Consider the following 14,780-nt stretch of genomic DNA (forward strand, 5'->3'; position numbering starts at 1 on the left):
TACATTATTAATCATAACCTAACTAATCCAGCACTTCATCCACTTTTTTAACAACAACTCTTGTTCCTTCCACATTTGTAACAATTATGTTAGAACCTTTTGGAATGAGTTCTCCTTCACTTACAACATCTTCCTTTTTGCCATTAATTTCTGCCCATCCCGCAGGGCGAAGCGCTGAGAGTGCTATTCCTTTTTGATCTATCAGATGCTTTCTATTTTTGGAAGAAGTATATCCTTCTTCATTGTTTTGTTTATTCGTTAAAATAATTCGATTCCAAGAGGAACGAAAACCAAAAAATTTATATAATAACCAAAGTAACAGTAGTGTTGCGACAATACCGATCGCTAATGCTGTAATACCAAGTACTACGCTTTTTGCAGCTGCTATCACGGAATAAAATAATGCTACAGTACCCAATGTCCCAAAAATACCACCTGGTACAAACATTTCGATAATTAACAAAACTAGTCCCGCGATAAAAATAAGCGGTGCACTCATCTCTGATATACCTGCAGCAATTTGACCATAAAAATACAAGATAAATGCACCAACGCCGATTGCGCCAGGGATAATATGTCCTGGTGCAAGCAATTCAACAAAAATTCCAGCCAGACCGATGGTTAAAAGTATCGCCATGATGACAGGATTCGTTACAATATCCCAACTGCTTGCAGCCAGCATGGTAGTCCCAAGGGCCATTTCATCAAATCCCTTCTCTTGATGTTGAAAAAAGACAGCGTGTAGCACGCTGTCATCCGAGTAACTGCTGGACTAATTGACTGACATGTTTGCCATCTGCTTTTCCTTTTACATGCGGCAAGACAGCTCCCATTACTTTGCCCATTTCTTTTTTTGAAGTAGCACCTGTATCTGCAATTGCCTGCTGCACAATTGTACGAAGTTCTTCTTCCGTTAATTGTTTTGGTAAGTACGCAGACAATATTTCAATCTCGCGCTTTTCCTTAGATGCAAGGTCATCTCGATTTGCTTTTTCAAATTCCTGCAATGAGTCCTTGCGCTGCTTGATTTCACGTACAAGCACTTCTAAAACTTGATCTTCACTGAGTTCGCCTCGGTTATCGATCTCCACCTTTTTGATGGAACTGCGGATCATCCGAATCGTAGACAATGTTTCTTTGTCTTTTTGCTTCATCGCAGCTTTCATATCTTGATCCAACTGCTGGACTAAACTCACAGGTAGCACCTCATTATTTACGCTTTTTATTGCGTGCTGCTGCCTCAGCTTTCTTTTTACGTTTCACACTGGGTTTATCATAGCGTTCGCGTTTTCTGTTCTCCGCCAATACACCATCTTTTGATACGGAACGTTTGAAACGACGTAAAGCAGCATCGAGTGATTCATTTTTTCTCACACGTGTTTCAACCATGCTTCTCCCTCCCTCCAAGAGCAAAAAAAGCCACTAGAGTAAGCAGATAGCGGCCTGATCCAAAAAAGGAGGTCAGCTTCCACAACACCTGCAATAACCTTCTAAAGAATTGTACACAAAAGGTCACTCTCCATTATAAATCATACACAAAGACTATGTCAAAATTCATTTTTAACCCATTCTGCCAAGCTCATGACCACCAAGAATATGAAAATGAAGATGAAAAACAGTTTGTCCCCCATGCGGGCCTGTATTTGTAACGACGCGAAAGCCATCCTCCTGCAGACCAAGCTGCTCTGCAATAGCTTTGATTCCTAACATAATTTTACCCAACAATGTTGCATCTTCTGGTGTAACAGCTAAGATAGATGCTATATGTTGTTTGGGTACAACCAGTACATGTGTTGGAGCTGCTGGTTCGATATCATAAAAAGCATACAAATTTTCGTCCTCATATACTTTTTTCGATGGTATTTCCCCATTGACGATTTTACAAAAAATACAGTCCATTATTACCCTCCACTATTCACCAATACATCTTATCAGCATACACTATACCACGATTTTAACAAAAGGGGAGAATACTTTTGGCTAAAAAATATACTGTAAGTGAAACAGCTTTACGTAGATTAGTAAAACAAATGGTGTCAGAAGAAATAAAAACACAAAGAAATCAAGCTGCAAATCCTTATATAGACGAATCCCAAGAAGATCCTTGGTTTTATTTAGGCGAGCCAAAGCCAGCAGACAACAAAAAGAACTATGCTACTACTCAACAGCCACAACAGACATTCGATGAAGAATTCCCAGCATGGAACCAACCATTTCACCCTGAATTTGATGAAAATGATACGCCCCCTTTTTTAAACAGACCCAAAAAGAAATAAAACCATTCTTTTGACGATTCCTTTTTTTTAGGAGTCGCTTTTTTATTTAAAATTTTGTACAATCGTTTTAAGTAACAGTCTCCGAAAAGAAAGAGAGTATGACTGTGAACAATAACCTTGATCTTGGTACTCGTAACAAGGTGCCGTTCCTTCCAACTTATCTGGATAAGGAACACACACAGCGGTTCAACCCAGAAGATTTCGTGTTTTTCACCTATGGTAACATCGCTTCTGGTAAGGATCAGCTTGATGTTCTGATTATGAAGGATCTCCTTCTGTCGGAGCGTTTTCCCAACGTGAAACAAATTACAAGCACTGATCCAGACCAGGAATTTCCCCCTGAGTACAATCCTGCTACCGATGATCCAATGATCTATTTCAAGGAGAATCGCGATCGAGCTAGGGCGAAGTACATCGATGCACTTGATAACCCTACCGCCGGAAACGTCATTATTTATCAGAGTGGCGGAGCAACACTCCATGGTCCCCATGGTCGTGGAGAGATGGTGATGGAAGCGATCAAGCGTGGAAAGAAGGTTTTCCATGTCCATGCTGAGACACCTCCAGATGTCTGCTGGCAACGTAATAAGGAGCGACAGGAACGAGGTTCCCGCTACACCCCTTCGGAAGAATTTTGGCGTTGTGTCGAGAAGGTGAAGCCAAACTTTGAACTTCTGAGCAGGGAGCGTCGAGGAGACGGTATAACCTTTCCTGAAGGCGAAATCTTCAGTGCTGGTATGAGCATTCGATATGTTACTAAGTACAAGTATGAAGTCATCTGGCCGAACGGAACGAGTTTCTATGTCCATTACCACTGGGAGCGAGAGACAGACGATCCTTATCTGGTAATGTGGGAGTAAGAAACAGGAGTAAAATTGGGCACATGAAGTTCCAATTGTAAAACTATGTGAGTCCAGCAACAGTTGGGCTCACACCAAAAACAAAGCCGCCCACTGTGTAGGTTTTTTATTTTTGACATCAGCCCGTCCTTTTTCCCATAAGATAATTGGGAGGAGGAAGAGATATGGGTGCTATTTTGCTTCCCTTTTGCTGGGGACTTGGTCTTTTTTTAATCGGCATGAAAGTTATGCGCAAAGGTCTGGAACGCCTCGCAGAAAAACATTTACAGTCCATTTTACTGCGTTTTACAAAAACTCCTTCCCGTGGAATGTTGTGTGGAACGATCTTAACCGCTTTACTGCAAAGCAGTACAGCAGTTACCGTATTTACAATTGGATTGGTGGATGCTGGTCTTCTTTCTTTCACGCAATCATTAGGGATTATTCTCGGAACCAATATTGGTACTACTGTGACTACGCAATTACTCGCATTAAAACTCGATGATTTTGCATGGCCTTTGGTGGCGATCGGCTTGTTACTCACTTGTTTCAAACAAAAAACGGGCCCTATCTGGCTGGGACTGGGGCTTATTTTTGCAGGTGTACAAGGTATGCAAAGTATAGCAACTCCGTTGGAACACGCTGGATACATCGATTGGCTGATATCAGCCACAAATTACCCAATACTAATGGGCTTTATAACAGGCATGATCATCACAGCCCTTATCCATAGCAGCAGCGCAATGGTCGCCATTGCAATGGGCTTCTATGCCTCAGGAGTCATCGATCTCCCATTTGCTATCGCGATTGTGATTGGAAGCAATGTAGGCACATGTGCAACTGGTTTGATTGCGGCACTCCAAACCAAACCTTCCGCAAAAAGAGTAGCGATAGCTCACCTCGTATTAAATATAGGCGGAGCAGTACTCTTTCTTCCACTCATCCCCCTACTATTGGAAATAGTAGCTGCATTTTCAAGCAATCCCGCTACTCAAGTCGCTCACACACAAACGATCTATAATGTTGTTTGTTCACTGCTTGTTCTGCCTGTTTGTGCGGGATTTGCGAAGATAGTTGAATGGATGGTGCCGGAAAAAATTTATAATTAAATAAGTAGTGCTCTTCATCAGCACTACTTATTTGCCTATATATTGAATTGCTTTCTCTAAAATGGATTGATTGTTATGATATCCCTTTACTTCGTGCAACCATCTCGCTTCTTCAATTGGATACCAATCCACTCCTTGAATCTCTTCCATTTGAGGCTGGATTTGCTCGGAATCTGTCTTCACCAAATAATATGTTACTTCCTTTTCTACCTCTCCATACTTAGGATGTGTAAAGATATAGGTAATCGTATCAATTTCTTTGACAATTTCCCCCTTTACTCCTGTCTCCTCTGCAATTTCGCGAATTGCAGTTTGTTCAATTTTCTCTCCTGCTTCTTGATGTCCTTTTGGTAAAGTTATTTTCCCAAAACGATCATGAATGAGTAAAAGCTGGATTTCTTCTCCTATTTTCCGAAAAACAACACCACCAGCTGATCTTTCTTTTCGCATTTTTTAATCCTCCTATATCTAGAAACACATCATTCATTATATGTGTTAATCAGTTTATGAATGGGAAATCAGACGGATCTGAGAATATCTCAGATCCGTTAGCAGCGTTACTTACGCCAAATAATTGTCTTCTTTCCGTTAATCTTGACTTCTACCTTGCCAGGTTCAGTACTACTAAAAACAACATGACGTTCAACCTGATTCGGGAATACGCCAACCTTTTTCAGCAGGGATTCAATATCCCCATTCTTAGAAGAACCCCAATTCGAATAATATTCTCCATCCCTGCCCAAAAAAGATTCTGCATAACCCTCAAACTCATCTCGGAAAAGCTTAAGCTCATTTGGGGTCAGCTGCAGTTTTTCATTTACATGATCCGTCCAAAACTGAACAGTAGCTTCTAGGGCTGACCTGGCTTTCTGATACTTGGACATTTTCTCTCCTATTGTCCAGTTGGCAGAAAATTGCTTCTAACGATTTTAGTATAACACACCATGCCTTTCACTGACTGTTTTCGCTCACTTTCAAATAAAAAAGCCCCTACTGCTAGGAGCATAATTGTTTATCATCCAACACACGGACAAAAGAACCTATATTCATTTCTGGTCCAGCCTCTTCGATTTTCACGCGACAAACTTTGCCAATCATATCTTCGTTCGCAGGAAAAGCCACAGGCAGGTAGTTATCCGTATAACCTGTATACAAGCCACTTTTTGGTGCTTCTTTGTACACTCGTTCAGGGATAACTTCTAATACTTCGCCAACATATTTTTGAGCATAGGTGGTAGTCAAACGATTGGAAAGAGCTATCAATTTACTAACACGGTCATTTTTAATCTCATCGGCTACTTGATCGGTCATTCTTGCTGCTGGAGTACCTGTGCGTTTGGAATAAGGAAAAACATGCATTTGATACATGCCTAATTCTTCAACAAATTGGTATCCACCCCAAAACTGTTCTTCGGTTTCGCCAGGAAATCCGACAATCATATCCGTTGTAATTGCTACACCTGGAAGTGCATCGTGCAGTTTTAAAATTGTTTCGCGATACTCTTCTACTGTATATTTTCGACGCATTCTTTTAAGAACTTCATTATCTCCTGCTTGCAGTGGAATATGAAGGTGCCGGCACATTTTATCCGATGAATTGAGCACATCGATCAACCGATTATCTACTTGGCTTGCTTCAATCGAACTAATACGGATACGATGTAAATCTGGAATTTTATCCAAATCGATAAGCAAATCGGCCAACTGATAATTTTCGAGATCATCACCATATCCACCAGTATGAATTCCTGTAAGTACGATTTCTTTATAACCAGCATCAACCAGTTGTCTTGCTTGTGTCAGCACATTTTCTGGTTTACGGCTGCGAGACAATCCTTTTGCCCAAGGAATAATACAGAAAGTACAGAAGTTATTGCAGCCTTCTTGAATTTTCAAAGATGCCCGTGTCCGATCTGCAAAGGCAGGTACATCCAACTCTTCGTATTCCCGTTGTTTCATAATATTACCCACAGCATTGATCGGCTGGCGTTCTTTACGGAACTGTTCTACATAATCAATAAGCTTGTCTCTTCCTTGTGTTCCCACGACAATATCTACACCAGGAATTGCAGCTACTTCACTTGGGGATGTTTGGGCATAACATCCAGTGACAGCAATGACAGCATCCGGATTTTTGCGAATTGCCCTGCGAATAACTTGCCGGCTTTTTTTGTCACCTGTATTCGTAACAGTACATGTATTGATTAAATACACATCAGCCTTATGATCAAACTCTACTCTCTCATAACCAGCATGTTGAAACAATTGCCACATAGTTTCTGTTTCGTAAGCATTTACTTTGCATCCAAGCGTGTGAAATGCTATTTTACTCATTTTCAGGTCACCCCCCTAATTCTTGATGTGCAAACATAATACAACTTAAAAGACTTATTGCCGCCGTCTCCGTACGCAAAATGCGATTCCCTAATGTAATGGGATGTGCACCTTGAGCAATTGCTTCTTGTACCTCGTGCTCGGTAAATCCGCCTTCGGGACCAATAATCATTAAAATTGAATTTGCTTTGTACAGCTCAGATATTTCGGACAAAAACTTACCCTTTTTTTCATATGCAATTAGTGCTAGATCGTATTTGGGAATCGCTGTTAACAGCTTCTTCCACGATACAGGCAGCGCAACAGAAGGCATAGCTCCTCGATGCGACTGTTCTGCAGCTTCTTTTACGATTTTTGTCCAGCGATCACGTTTTTTGCCAGCTTTGGAGGAATCAATTTTTACAACTGTTCGCGCACATGAAAACGGAAGAAATGAAGCAGCTCCTAATTCTGTTCCCTTCTGTAATACCCACTCAAGTTTCTCCCCTTTTGGTAAACCTTGGGCCAATGTCACTTGGATATTTGGTTCCCCTAAAGAGGCAAATCGGTCTATAATATGACAAATTACAGTTGATGTTATACTCTCCACTTCTACTAAGTAATCCATACCTTGCAAACAACAAATAAATTTATCTCCTTGTTTACTGCGCATTACTGTTCGTATATGATGTACATCATCACCTGTAATATGAATTGTATCTCCAATCACTTGTTCGGAAGTGATAAAGTATCTTTGCATAAAAAACCCTCACTATTTTACCACTACTTTTATAAAGATGAAAGTATATTAATCATTTAACTAATTCTTTTGCGCCACTACTGCTACCCAATCTTCTTCAGTAACGATATCGATTACAGATAAACCAACCAAATGCAATTGATTGACAATGCTTTCTTGTTTCTTTGTAATGATGCCTGAACCGATAAAAATTCCACTTGGTTCTAACACTCTTGGTAGATCATACATCATTTTCTCCAATATTTCAGCTAGAATATTTGCAACGATTACTTGTGAAGTTGTACCAATTCCTTGCAGCAAGTTTCCTTGTTTCACAATAACTTTTTCCGTATGATTTTGCTCACAATTTTCTCGGGCATTTTTTACGGCCACTGGATCCAAATCAAGGGCAAGCACTTCGTTTGCACCGAGTTTTTCTGCAGCAATACTTAATATTCCACTCCCACAACCGACATCAATCACTTTTTGATCAGACAGAAGGTATTTCTCCATCATTTGCAATGTCAACCTTGTAGTGGCATGGGTACCGGTGCCAAATGCCATACCAGGATCTAAATAGATCGGTATTTCCTTATCTCTTACTTCATATTTTTCCCAAACTGGCACAATTACCAATCGATCAGAAACATGTGTTGGTTTATAATATGTTTTCCAAGCATTTGCCCAATCTTCATCATCCACCCATTTTGTCTTTATATTGCTGGCACCTATCTGTAATCCATAACTTTCTAGTTCTGTAAAGAATGCTTGGATAGATTGTACTAGTTTTTCTGCTTTGTTTTCTTCTGAAAAGTAAGCCTTTACGAAAACTCCATCAGCTGGATAATCGGATGGATTAAGCGAGATGATTTCTCCAAAATCTCCAGGAGTTGTTTGGTCCATAGTTGCAGAATCTTCGATGGTTACCCCTTTTGATCCTAATAGTTGTAATCGCTCGGTAACTGCCTCTACGGACTCATGATGGGTATGAATTGTTAACTCCAACCATTTCATTTTGTTTCATCCTTTACTTTCATTTCATGAAAAAAGAAAACGGGCAAAGATCGCCCGTTACTCTCCTTTGAATGCTTTTTTCATTTTGGTAAAGAAACTATCATTTTGTTCATGAATATATTCCCCAGAAAGGCGATTAAAATCACGGAGCAACTGCTTTTGCTCTTCTGTTAATTTCACTGGGGTTACAATTTTCACTTGAACACGAAGATCTCCCTCATATCCACGAGCACGTGGTACTCCCTTACCACGAAGACGGAATTCCGTTCCAGTTTGTGTTCCTGCTGGTATTTTGAGTTTGGCTCTCCCATCTAATGTAGGTACAACAATCTCATCTCCAAGAGCAGCTTGCACAAAAGTCAGAGGTATCTGACAAGTTAAATCGTAGCCCTCACGAGAGAAGAAGTCATGTTTTCGAACAAAAATAGTAACGTATAAGTCCCCAGGAGGACCACCATTCACACCAGGATTTCCTTCGCCCTGAATGCGAATTTGTTCTCCATCATAAATACCAGCTGGAATTGTCACAGGAATCTTAAACTTTTTCTTCGTTTGTCCTGTTCCTGCACAAGTAGCACACTTGTCACGAATAATTTTTCCTTTTCCTCGGCATTGTTGACAATCGTGCCGATTCACGATACGACCAAAAGGAGTGTTTTGAATGGATTCTACATGTCCTTTTCCTTGACAAGTAGCACAAACTTCTGGTTTACTTCCAGGATTTGCTCCTGTTCCATGGCAACTATCACAATCAGCAGCTTTTACCATGATAATATCTTTTTGTGAACCAAAGATTGCATCTTTAAATTCAATATGCATTCGCGCTTCTAAATCGGTTCCCTGTCGTGGTGCGTTCGGGTTTGCTCGCCGACCACCGCCGAAAAACATATCAAATATATCTCCAAAACCAAAATCTTGACCATTAAATCCAGCACCCCCACCCATACCTCCTGAGGGGTCTGCATGCCCATATTGGTCATAATGAGCTTTCTTTTGAGGGTCGCCTAATACCTCATAAGCTTCTTTTACTTCTTTAAATTTGGCTTCGGCATCTGCTTCTTTGTTTACGTCAGGATGATATTTGCGAGCAAGCCTTCGATAAGCTTTGCGGATTTCTTCTTCAGTAGATGTCCGAGAAACATCCAAAACTTCGTAGTAATCACGTTTGCTCACAAGATCACCTCCTTCTCCCTAAAAATAAAAAACAAACGGAGGAGGCCAAAGCCGATGAATCTTGGGCTGTGGCCATGAGGACTGTGTGCATTAATTTTCGTCTTTTACATCTTCAAATTCTGCATCTACAACATTGTCATTTGCTTTTCCGTCTTTATTCGCGCCTTCGGTTGCAGCTTCTTGTTGCATTTTTTCATACAATTTAACAGAAAGTTGTTGTACTTTTTGCTCCAGATCTTCTGTCGCTTTTTTCAAAACTTCATTATCAGTTCCTTCTAAAGCTTTTTTCACTTCTTCTTTTGCTGCATTTGCAGCATCAATTTCGCTAGCATCTACTTTGTCTGCTAACTCACTCACTGTTTTTTCAGTTGTAAACACAAGTTGTTCTGCTTTGTTTCGAAGTTCTACTGTTTCCTTTTTTTGCTTATCTGACTCTGCATTTTCCTCTGCTTCGCGAATCATTTTTTCAATGTCAGTCTCGCTCAAGCCACTGGAAGATTGGATGGTGATCGCTTGACTCTTACCAGTTGCTTTGTCTTTTGCTGTGACATTTACAATACCGTTAACATCGATATTGAATGTTACTTCAATTTGTGGAATACCACGTGGTGCAGGTGGGATATCATGCAATTGGAAACGACCTAATGTTTTGTTGTCATTAGCCATTGGCCGTTCTCCCTGTAGAACATGAATATCTACTGCAGTTTGGTTATCTGCTGCAGTGGAGAATACTTGTGTACCATCAGTAGGGATAGCAGTATTTCGATCAATAATTTTTGTAAAAACTCCACCCATCGTCTCAATGCCAAGTGAAAGTGGTGTTACGTCAACCAATACAACGTCTTTTACATCACCTGTAATAACTCCACCTTGGATTGCAGCACCCATAGCAACTACTTCATCAGGATTTACACCTTTTGTTGGTTCTTTGCCAGTCAAACGTTTAATAGCTTCTTGGACAGCTGGGATACGAGTAGATCCACCAACCAATACAACTTTGCTGATTTCATTTGCAGTCAATCCTGCATCACTAAGTGCTTGACGAGTAGGTATCATCGTACGTTCAATCAAATCGGCACTTAATTCTTCAAATTTAGCACGAGTTAGAGTAACTTCCAAGTGTTTAGGACCAAATTGATCCATTGTTAAAAATGGAAGAGAGATAGTTGTATTCAATACACCAGACAAATCTTTTTTCGCTTTTTCTGCTGCGTCTTTCAAACGTTGCAATGCCATTTTATCATTGGAGAGATCAATACCGTTTTCTCGACGGAATTCTTGTACGAGATAATCAATAATCACTTGGTCAAAATCGTCTCCACCGAGGTGGTTATCCCCACTAGTAGAAATAACTTGGAAGAAATTATCTTCTAGTTCTAGGATGGAAACGTCGAATGTTCCACCACCAAGGTCAAATACTAAAATTTTCTCTTCACCTGTTTTTTCCAAACCATATGCAAGGGCTGCTGCAGTTGGCTCGTTAATAATACGAGCAACTTCCAAACCAGCAATTTTCCCTGCATCTTTTGTTGCTTGACGTTGACTATCGTTAAAATATGCCGGAACAGTAATAACTGCTTGTGTTACTGGCTCTCCCAAATAACTCTCAGCATCTTGTTTCAAACGCTGCAAAATCATTGCAGAAATTTCTTGTGGAGAGTAGTCTTTCCCTTCAATCGTTACTTTGTAATCTGTACCAATGTGTCTTTTGATAGACATAACTGTATTTTCCGGATTGGTAATTGCTTGACGTTTTGCTGCTTCTCCTACCAATCTTTCATTCTGCTTAGAAAATCCAACAATCGATGGAGTTGTACGTCCTCCTTCTGCATTTGGAATGACAACTGCCTCCGAACCTTCCATAAAAGCTACACAAGAGTTTGTTGTTCCTAGATCAATCCCAATAATCTTACCCACTGCATACACCCTCCTAAATTATTGCTATGTATATAATAGCTCAGATAACAGAATAGTTTACCTTGCAATTAGAGAAATAATTTGTCTATTATAAAAAACTCGTTAGTATTAGTAGATGAATTCACCTTTACGTACTAACTTTCACCATTGTAGGACGAATAACTCGGTCACGGAAACGATAGCCGGACTGTAATTCCTCTACCACTATTCCTGATTCATGTTCTGCTGAATCAATTTGTAATACTGCATTATGTACATGTGGATCAAAAGGCATGCCAACTGCTTCCACCATACTGAGTCCAGCATCTGAAAGAGCCTGTAACAATTGACGATATACCATCTCTACTCCATCTAACAACTCTCTAGCTTCCTCTTTATTATCAAGTGCATCAAGTGCCCTTTCAAAATTATCTAATACAGGTAATAAAGATTCAACAAGGGGTACTGATGCATATTTTACCGCATCTTCTTTCTCTTTGCGAGAACGTCGCCTTACATTTTCTAAATCTGCAACAGATCGAGCAAGATGATTTTTCGTTTCCGCCAAATCATTTTCCAGCTGTACATTCTTTTCCTTCATTTGAGCTAGTTCTGCTTGCAAAGCTTCTATGTCGATCGATGTATCCTCCATGGAATCAGAAGATATCGTTTCATTTTGATCGATATCGTCCACTTTTTGATTGTTTTCCACAAGTTTCCCCTCCTTTTACAGCATGTTTCTCATCTTCACTACAGTATGTATCCGCAGTACAGCAGTAGCAACTTCTCCCGCGGCTTTTAGTGCATGATATTTTACTAGCAAGGGATCCACTACACCCATTTCGATCATATCAGAAATTGTACCGCGATCACAGTCAATCCCCAATGAATCAGAATCTCGTTTTACTTGATAAGCTTTCACCATCTCTATTTTTTCGAGAGGATTAAAACCAGCATTTGCTACTACCTGAGTCATCGGTCGTTCTAAAGCTGTCGCCACTACTGATACACCAAAGCGCTCCATTCCTTGAATGCTGTCACGAAATCGTTCTACATCACGAGCGATGGACAGCTCAAGTGCCCCGCCACCAGGGACAAATCCTCCTTTGATAGCAGCTTGAACGGCTGACGCGGCGTCTTTGCAGATTCGTTCCCTCTCTTCCACTACTTCATCAGTAGATGCACTCACTAAAATAGTTGCATAGGGTTTTCCTCTGCCGCCGCTGATTAACACTCTCTCCAATATTCCGTCGTCTTCGATTATGGAAGCATAACCAAGTACAGATTCCAATTCCTCTATGGGTTTGAACAAACTTGTTCGCTTAATTGGTTTCGCAAGTGTATGCTCAGCAACACGACTTACTTCTGGTTGGGTAAGTCCAGCTACTACCATTATCCCAGAATCCGTAAGTATATCTTCTGCTAATGGGTCAATGTTTCCTGTCGTTAAAACAATCCCAACATTCAATTGAACCATGTTTTCAAGCGCTTTTAAAAATTGTTCACGAAAACGTTCATGTTTTTTAAAACCAGCTTCTGTACGCAGCGCTTCCTCATCAACTGATTCTGCTATTAAGGAGTCCGCTAACAACAAAATTCTACCATCCACTTTTGCTCTAGGCATTTGTGGATTTAGTCGAGATCGATTTAAAAATACACCTGTAAATACAGCACTTTCTGCTCTAGGATGAGCAACAACTGAACTAGATAAACGGAAACTTTTATCCAATAACTTTTCATGTCCAATTAAGTGTGCTGCTTCGATAACCGAAACGGTTATATCTTCATTTTCTCGACTAGCTGTAAATGCAATTCGTTGCAGCCATTCATCATCAAGATGCTGAATTTGTCTGGAACGATCTTTCATTTTTTTCAGGGCAAAACGAACTCCTCGATTTATTCCTGCAATTACTTTTACTACGGGTACTCCGAGAGCAACTTGCTTTACTCCTTCGCTCACCAGAGCAGCAGCAAGCAGAGTGGCTGTTGTTGTACCATCTCCCATTTCATCTTGTTGCGCACGAGCTACGTTTACTATCATATGGGCAGCTGGATGATCTACTTGCATTTTATCTAAGATTGTTACTCCATCATTGGTTACAATTACTTCTCCTCGTTCCCCAACAAGCATCGTGTCTAATCCCTTTGGTCCCAAAGTCGTTTCCACTGCAGAAGCCACCGCTTTCACTGCATTTACATTCGATTGCAATGCGGAAAAGCGGGGATCTACTCTTTCTGCATCAAAATGTTCACTTTCTGCCATCTGTTACTTATCTTCCTTTCTTATGGGGACCGAGGACAGTTCCTTATTGTTTTCGGTTGGATAAAGATTTCGTAAAGATTTCAATCAAGGAAATAACTTTTCCATAATCCATTCTTGTTGGACCTAGTACACCAATAGTACCAACTGGATCATTTTCCAAGTCAAAAGATGCAGTGATAACACTACAACCTTCTACACCATGAACAGCTATTTCACTTCCAATACGCACTTGCACTCCGGATACCGTTGGTTCCATTGGTTCTAGTAACTGGAGCACTTGTTCGTTTGCTTCCACAAGATCTAAGAGATTGCGAACCTTTTCAACATCTCGAAATTCTGGCTGCTCCAATATTCGTGTTGTACCACTTAAATAAAGTTGCTCTGGTTGATCGAAAACAAACAACTGTTCCAGCAAAGTAGGTATAAGTTGTCTTGGATACAGCAAGTGATGTAAATCTTCATGGATCTGCTCAAATGCATGTTTCCGCAATTGTGATAGCGGAGTTCCCATAACGCGATAGTTAAGTAAGTTCACAATTTCCTCAATCATGGCTGTAGAAATTTTTTCTGGAATAATAATTTGATGCTGCTCTACTTGTCCCTTATCACTTACGATAACAGAAACAGCGATCTGATCAGTAATTGGAACTATGGAAAGATGCTTTAAATGACCTTCCAACATTTTCGGACTAGCAATCATACTCATATAATTGGTCAATTGAGACAACTTAGCCGAAATTTGCTGCATTTCCTGTTTTAATTCCAAAACTTGGTCGAGTAGAAAAGCATCTTTGTCTTCTTCGGGAAATCGCGAATGCAACAAATGATCCACGTAAAATCGATATCCCTTTTCTGAAGGAATACGTCCGGCAGATGTATGCGGTTGCTCCAAAAAACCCATCTCTTCTAAGTCAGCCATTTCATTTCGTACTGTTGCAGCACTAAAACCAACGCCGTCTTTTTTCGAAACAGTACGTGATCCAACTGGTTCAGCTGATACGATGTATTCATCCACAATTGCCCAGAGAATCTTTTTTTGCCGCTCGGTTAACATCTGCCTCCCCCCTAACTTTTGTAGACATAAATATCTACATGAGTACAACTAAAATACTGCTCGTGTCTTCTAAAGACCCGCCAGTAATTTTTGTTGTTTGTTAT

The 14,780-nt window shown here is 40.3% G+C and carries 17 protein-coding genes; 3 read left to right on the forward strand and 14 right to left on the reverse strand.

What is annotated here, in order from left to right; translation table 11 throughout:
* Window positions 1-22 precede the first annotated feature (22 nt).
* The 4 genes from AC5WOC_RS07180 to AC5WOC_RS07195 all read right to left on the reverse strand — a co-directional run bounded on the left by AC5WOC_RS07180 (window position 23) and on the right by AC5WOC_RS07195 (window position 1,899).
* A complete protein-coding gene (locus AC5WOC_RS07180; protein WP_496054713.1) occupies window positions 23-748 on the reverse strand; it encodes an NfeD family protein in 726 nt (241 codons plus the stop codon).
* A 4-nt stretch (window positions 749-752) separates the two neighbouring features.
* On the reverse strand, window positions 753-1,196 hold the full coding sequence (locus AC5WOC_RS07185; protein ID WP_496054714.1) for a GatB/YqeY domain-containing protein: 444 nt from the start codon (window positions 1,194-1,196) through the stop codon (window positions 753-755).
* A 13-nt stretch (window positions 1,197-1,209) separates the two neighbouring features.
* The gene (gene rpsU, locus AC5WOC_RS07190) at window positions 1,210-1,389 is read right to left on the reverse strand and encodes a 30S ribosomal protein S21 (RefSeq protein ID WP_496054715.1); all 180 of its coding nucleotides are present in this window, start codon (window positions 1,387-1,389) and stop codon (window positions 1,210-1,212) included.
* A 171-nt stretch (window positions 1,390-1,560) separates the two neighbouring features.
* Entirely contained in the window at window positions 1,561-1,899 is a 339-nt protein-coding gene (locus tag AC5WOC_RS07195) for a histidine triad nucleotide-binding protein (RefSeq protein ID WP_496054716.1), read from the reverse strand.
* 77 nt (window positions 1,900-1,976) lie between these two features.
* Between AC5WOC_RS07195 and AC5WOC_RS07200 the strand changes: the two genes are divergently transcribed.
* From AC5WOC_RS07200 to AC5WOC_RS07210, 3 genes are all read left to right on the forward strand, one after another.
* Entirely contained in the window at window positions 1,977-2,276 is a 300-nt protein-coding gene (locus AC5WOC_RS07200; protein ID WP_496054717.1) for a hypothetical protein, read from the forward strand.
* A 104-nt stretch (window positions 2,277-2,380) separates the two neighbouring features.
* On the forward strand, window positions 2,381-3,136 hold the full coding sequence (locus tag AC5WOC_RS07205) for an ATP-binding protein (protein WP_496054718.1): 756 nt from the start codon (window positions 2,381-2,383) through the stop codon (window positions 3,134-3,136).
* A 164-nt stretch (window positions 3,137-3,300) separates the two neighbouring features.
* A complete protein-coding gene (locus AC5WOC_RS07210; protein ID WP_496054719.1) occupies window positions 3,301-4,224 on the forward strand; it encodes a Na/Pi cotransporter family protein in 924 nt (307 codons plus the stop codon).
* 27 nt (window positions 4,225-4,251) lie between these two features.
* On the opposite strand, the gene AC5WOC_RS07215 is transcribed toward AC5WOC_RS07210, so the two are convergent.
* The 10 genes from AC5WOC_RS07215 to hrcA all read right to left on the reverse strand — a co-directional run bounded on the left by AC5WOC_RS07215 (window position 4,252) and on the right by hrcA (window position 14,676).
* Window positions 4,252-4,674: an NUDIX hydrolase gene (locus AC5WOC_RS07215; protein ID WP_496054720.1), complete on the reverse strand. Its 423-nt coding sequence runs from the start codon at window positions 4,672-4,674 to the stop codon at window positions 4,252-4,254.
* 107 nt (window positions 4,675-4,781) lie between these two features.
* On the reverse strand, window positions 4,782-5,108 hold the full coding sequence (locus AC5WOC_RS07220; protein WP_496054721.1) for a hypothetical protein: 327 nt from the start codon (window positions 5,106-5,108) through the stop codon (window positions 4,782-4,784).
* A gap of 112 nt (window positions 5,109-5,220) precedes the next feature.
* Window positions 5,221-6,558, reverse strand: coding sequence for a tRNA (N(6)-L-threonylcarbamoyladenosine(37)-C(2))-methylthiotransferase MtaB (gene mtaB, locus AC5WOC_RS07225; protein ID WP_496054722.1), 1,338 nt, complete (start codon window positions 6,556-6,558; stop codon window positions 5,221-5,223).
* 7 nt (window positions 6,559-6,565) lie between these two features.
* A complete protein-coding gene (locus tag AC5WOC_RS07230) occupies window positions 6,566-7,297 on the reverse strand; it encodes an RsmE family RNA methyltransferase (protein ID WP_496054723.1) in 732 nt (243 codons plus the stop codon).
* Window positions 7,298-7,357: 60 nt separating this feature from the next.
* On the reverse strand, window positions 7,358-8,290 hold the full coding sequence (gene prmA, locus AC5WOC_RS07235; RefSeq protein WP_496054724.1) for a 50S ribosomal protein L11 methyltransferase: 933 nt from the start codon (window positions 8,288-8,290) through the stop codon (window positions 7,358-7,360).
* 57 nt (window positions 8,291-8,347) lie between these two features.
* The gene (gene dnaJ / locus AC5WOC_RS07240) at window positions 8,348-9,463 is read right to left on the reverse strand and encodes a molecular chaperone DnaJ (protein ID WP_496054725.1); all 1,116 of its coding nucleotides are present in this window, start codon (window positions 9,461-9,463) and stop codon (window positions 8,348-8,350) included.
* 90 nt (window positions 9,464-9,553) lie between these two features.
* Entirely contained in the window at window positions 9,554-11,380 is a 1,827-nt protein-coding gene (dnaK, locus tag AC5WOC_RS07245) for a molecular chaperone DnaK (RefSeq protein WP_496054726.1), read from the reverse strand.
* Window positions 11,381-11,507: 127 nt separating this feature from the next.
* Window positions 11,508-12,071 carry a nucleotide exchange factor GrpE gene (gene grpE / locus AC5WOC_RS07250; RefSeq protein ID WP_496054727.1) on the reverse strand — a complete coding sequence of 188 codons (564 nt, stop codon included), beginning with the start codon at window positions 12,069-12,071 and terminating at the stop codon, window positions 11,508-11,510.
* 15 nt (window positions 12,072-12,086) lie between these two features.
* On the reverse strand, window positions 12,087-13,622 hold the full coding sequence (locus AC5WOC_RS07255) for a TCP-1/cpn60 chaperonin family protein (protein WP_496054728.1): 1,536 nt from the start codon (window positions 13,620-13,622) through the stop codon (window positions 12,087-12,089).
* A 43-nt stretch (window positions 13,623-13,665) separates the two neighbouring features.
* Window positions 13,666-14,676, reverse strand: coding sequence for a heat-inducible transcriptional repressor HrcA (hrcA, locus tag AC5WOC_RS07260; RefSeq protein ID WP_496054729.1), 1,011 nt, complete (start codon window positions 14,674-14,676; stop codon window positions 13,666-13,668).
* Between the last annotated feature and the right edge of the window lie 104 nt (window positions 14,677-14,780).

Source organism: Shimazuella sp. NTD247 (genome assembly GCF_059510415.1).

What these genes read in the sequence shown, in the direction of transcription:
- AC5WOC_RS07220 (WP_496054721.1), bottom strand. Translation starts at nt 5,108, where the DNA reads ATGTCCAAGTATCAGAAAGCCAGGTCAGCCCTAGAAGCTACTGTTCAG.
- hrcA (WP_496054729.1), bottom strand. Translation starts at nt 14,676, where the DNA reads ATGTTAACCGAGCGGCAAAAAAAGATTCTCTGGGCAATTGTGGATGAA.
- AC5WOC_RS07230 (WP_496054723.1), bottom strand. Translation starts at nt 7,297, where the DNA reads ATGCAAAGATACTTTATCACTTCCGAACAAGTGATTGGAGATACAATT.
- AC5WOC_RS07215 (WP_496054720.1), bottom strand. Translation starts at nt 4,674, where the DNA reads ATGCGAAAAGAAAGATCAGCTGGTGGTGTTGTTTTTCGGAAAATAGGA.
- AC5WOC_RS07195 (WP_496054716.1), bottom strand. Translation starts at nt 1,899, where the DNA reads ATGGACTGTATTTTTTGTAAAATCGTCAATGGGGAAATACCATCGAAA.
- rpsU (WP_496054715.1), bottom strand. Translation starts at nt 1,389, where the DNA reads ATGGTTGAAACACGTGTGAGAAAAAATGAATCACTCGATGCTGCTTTA.
- AC5WOC_RS07210 (WP_496054719.1), top strand. Translation starts at nt 3,301, where the DNA reads ATGGGTGCTATTTTGCTTCCCTTTTGCTGGGGACTTGGTCTTTTTTTA.
- AC5WOC_RS07255 (WP_496054728.1), bottom strand. Translation starts at nt 13,622, where the DNA reads ATGGCAGAAAGTGAACATTTTGATGCAGAAAGAGTAGATCCCCGCTTT.
- prmA (WP_496054724.1), bottom strand. Translation starts at nt 8,290, where the DNA reads ATGAAATGGTTGGAGTTAACAATTCATACCCATCATGAGTCCGTAGAG.
- mtaB (WP_496054722.1), bottom strand. Translation starts at nt 6,558, where the DNA reads ATGAGTAAAATAGCATTTCACACGCTTGGATGCAAAGTAAATGCTTAC.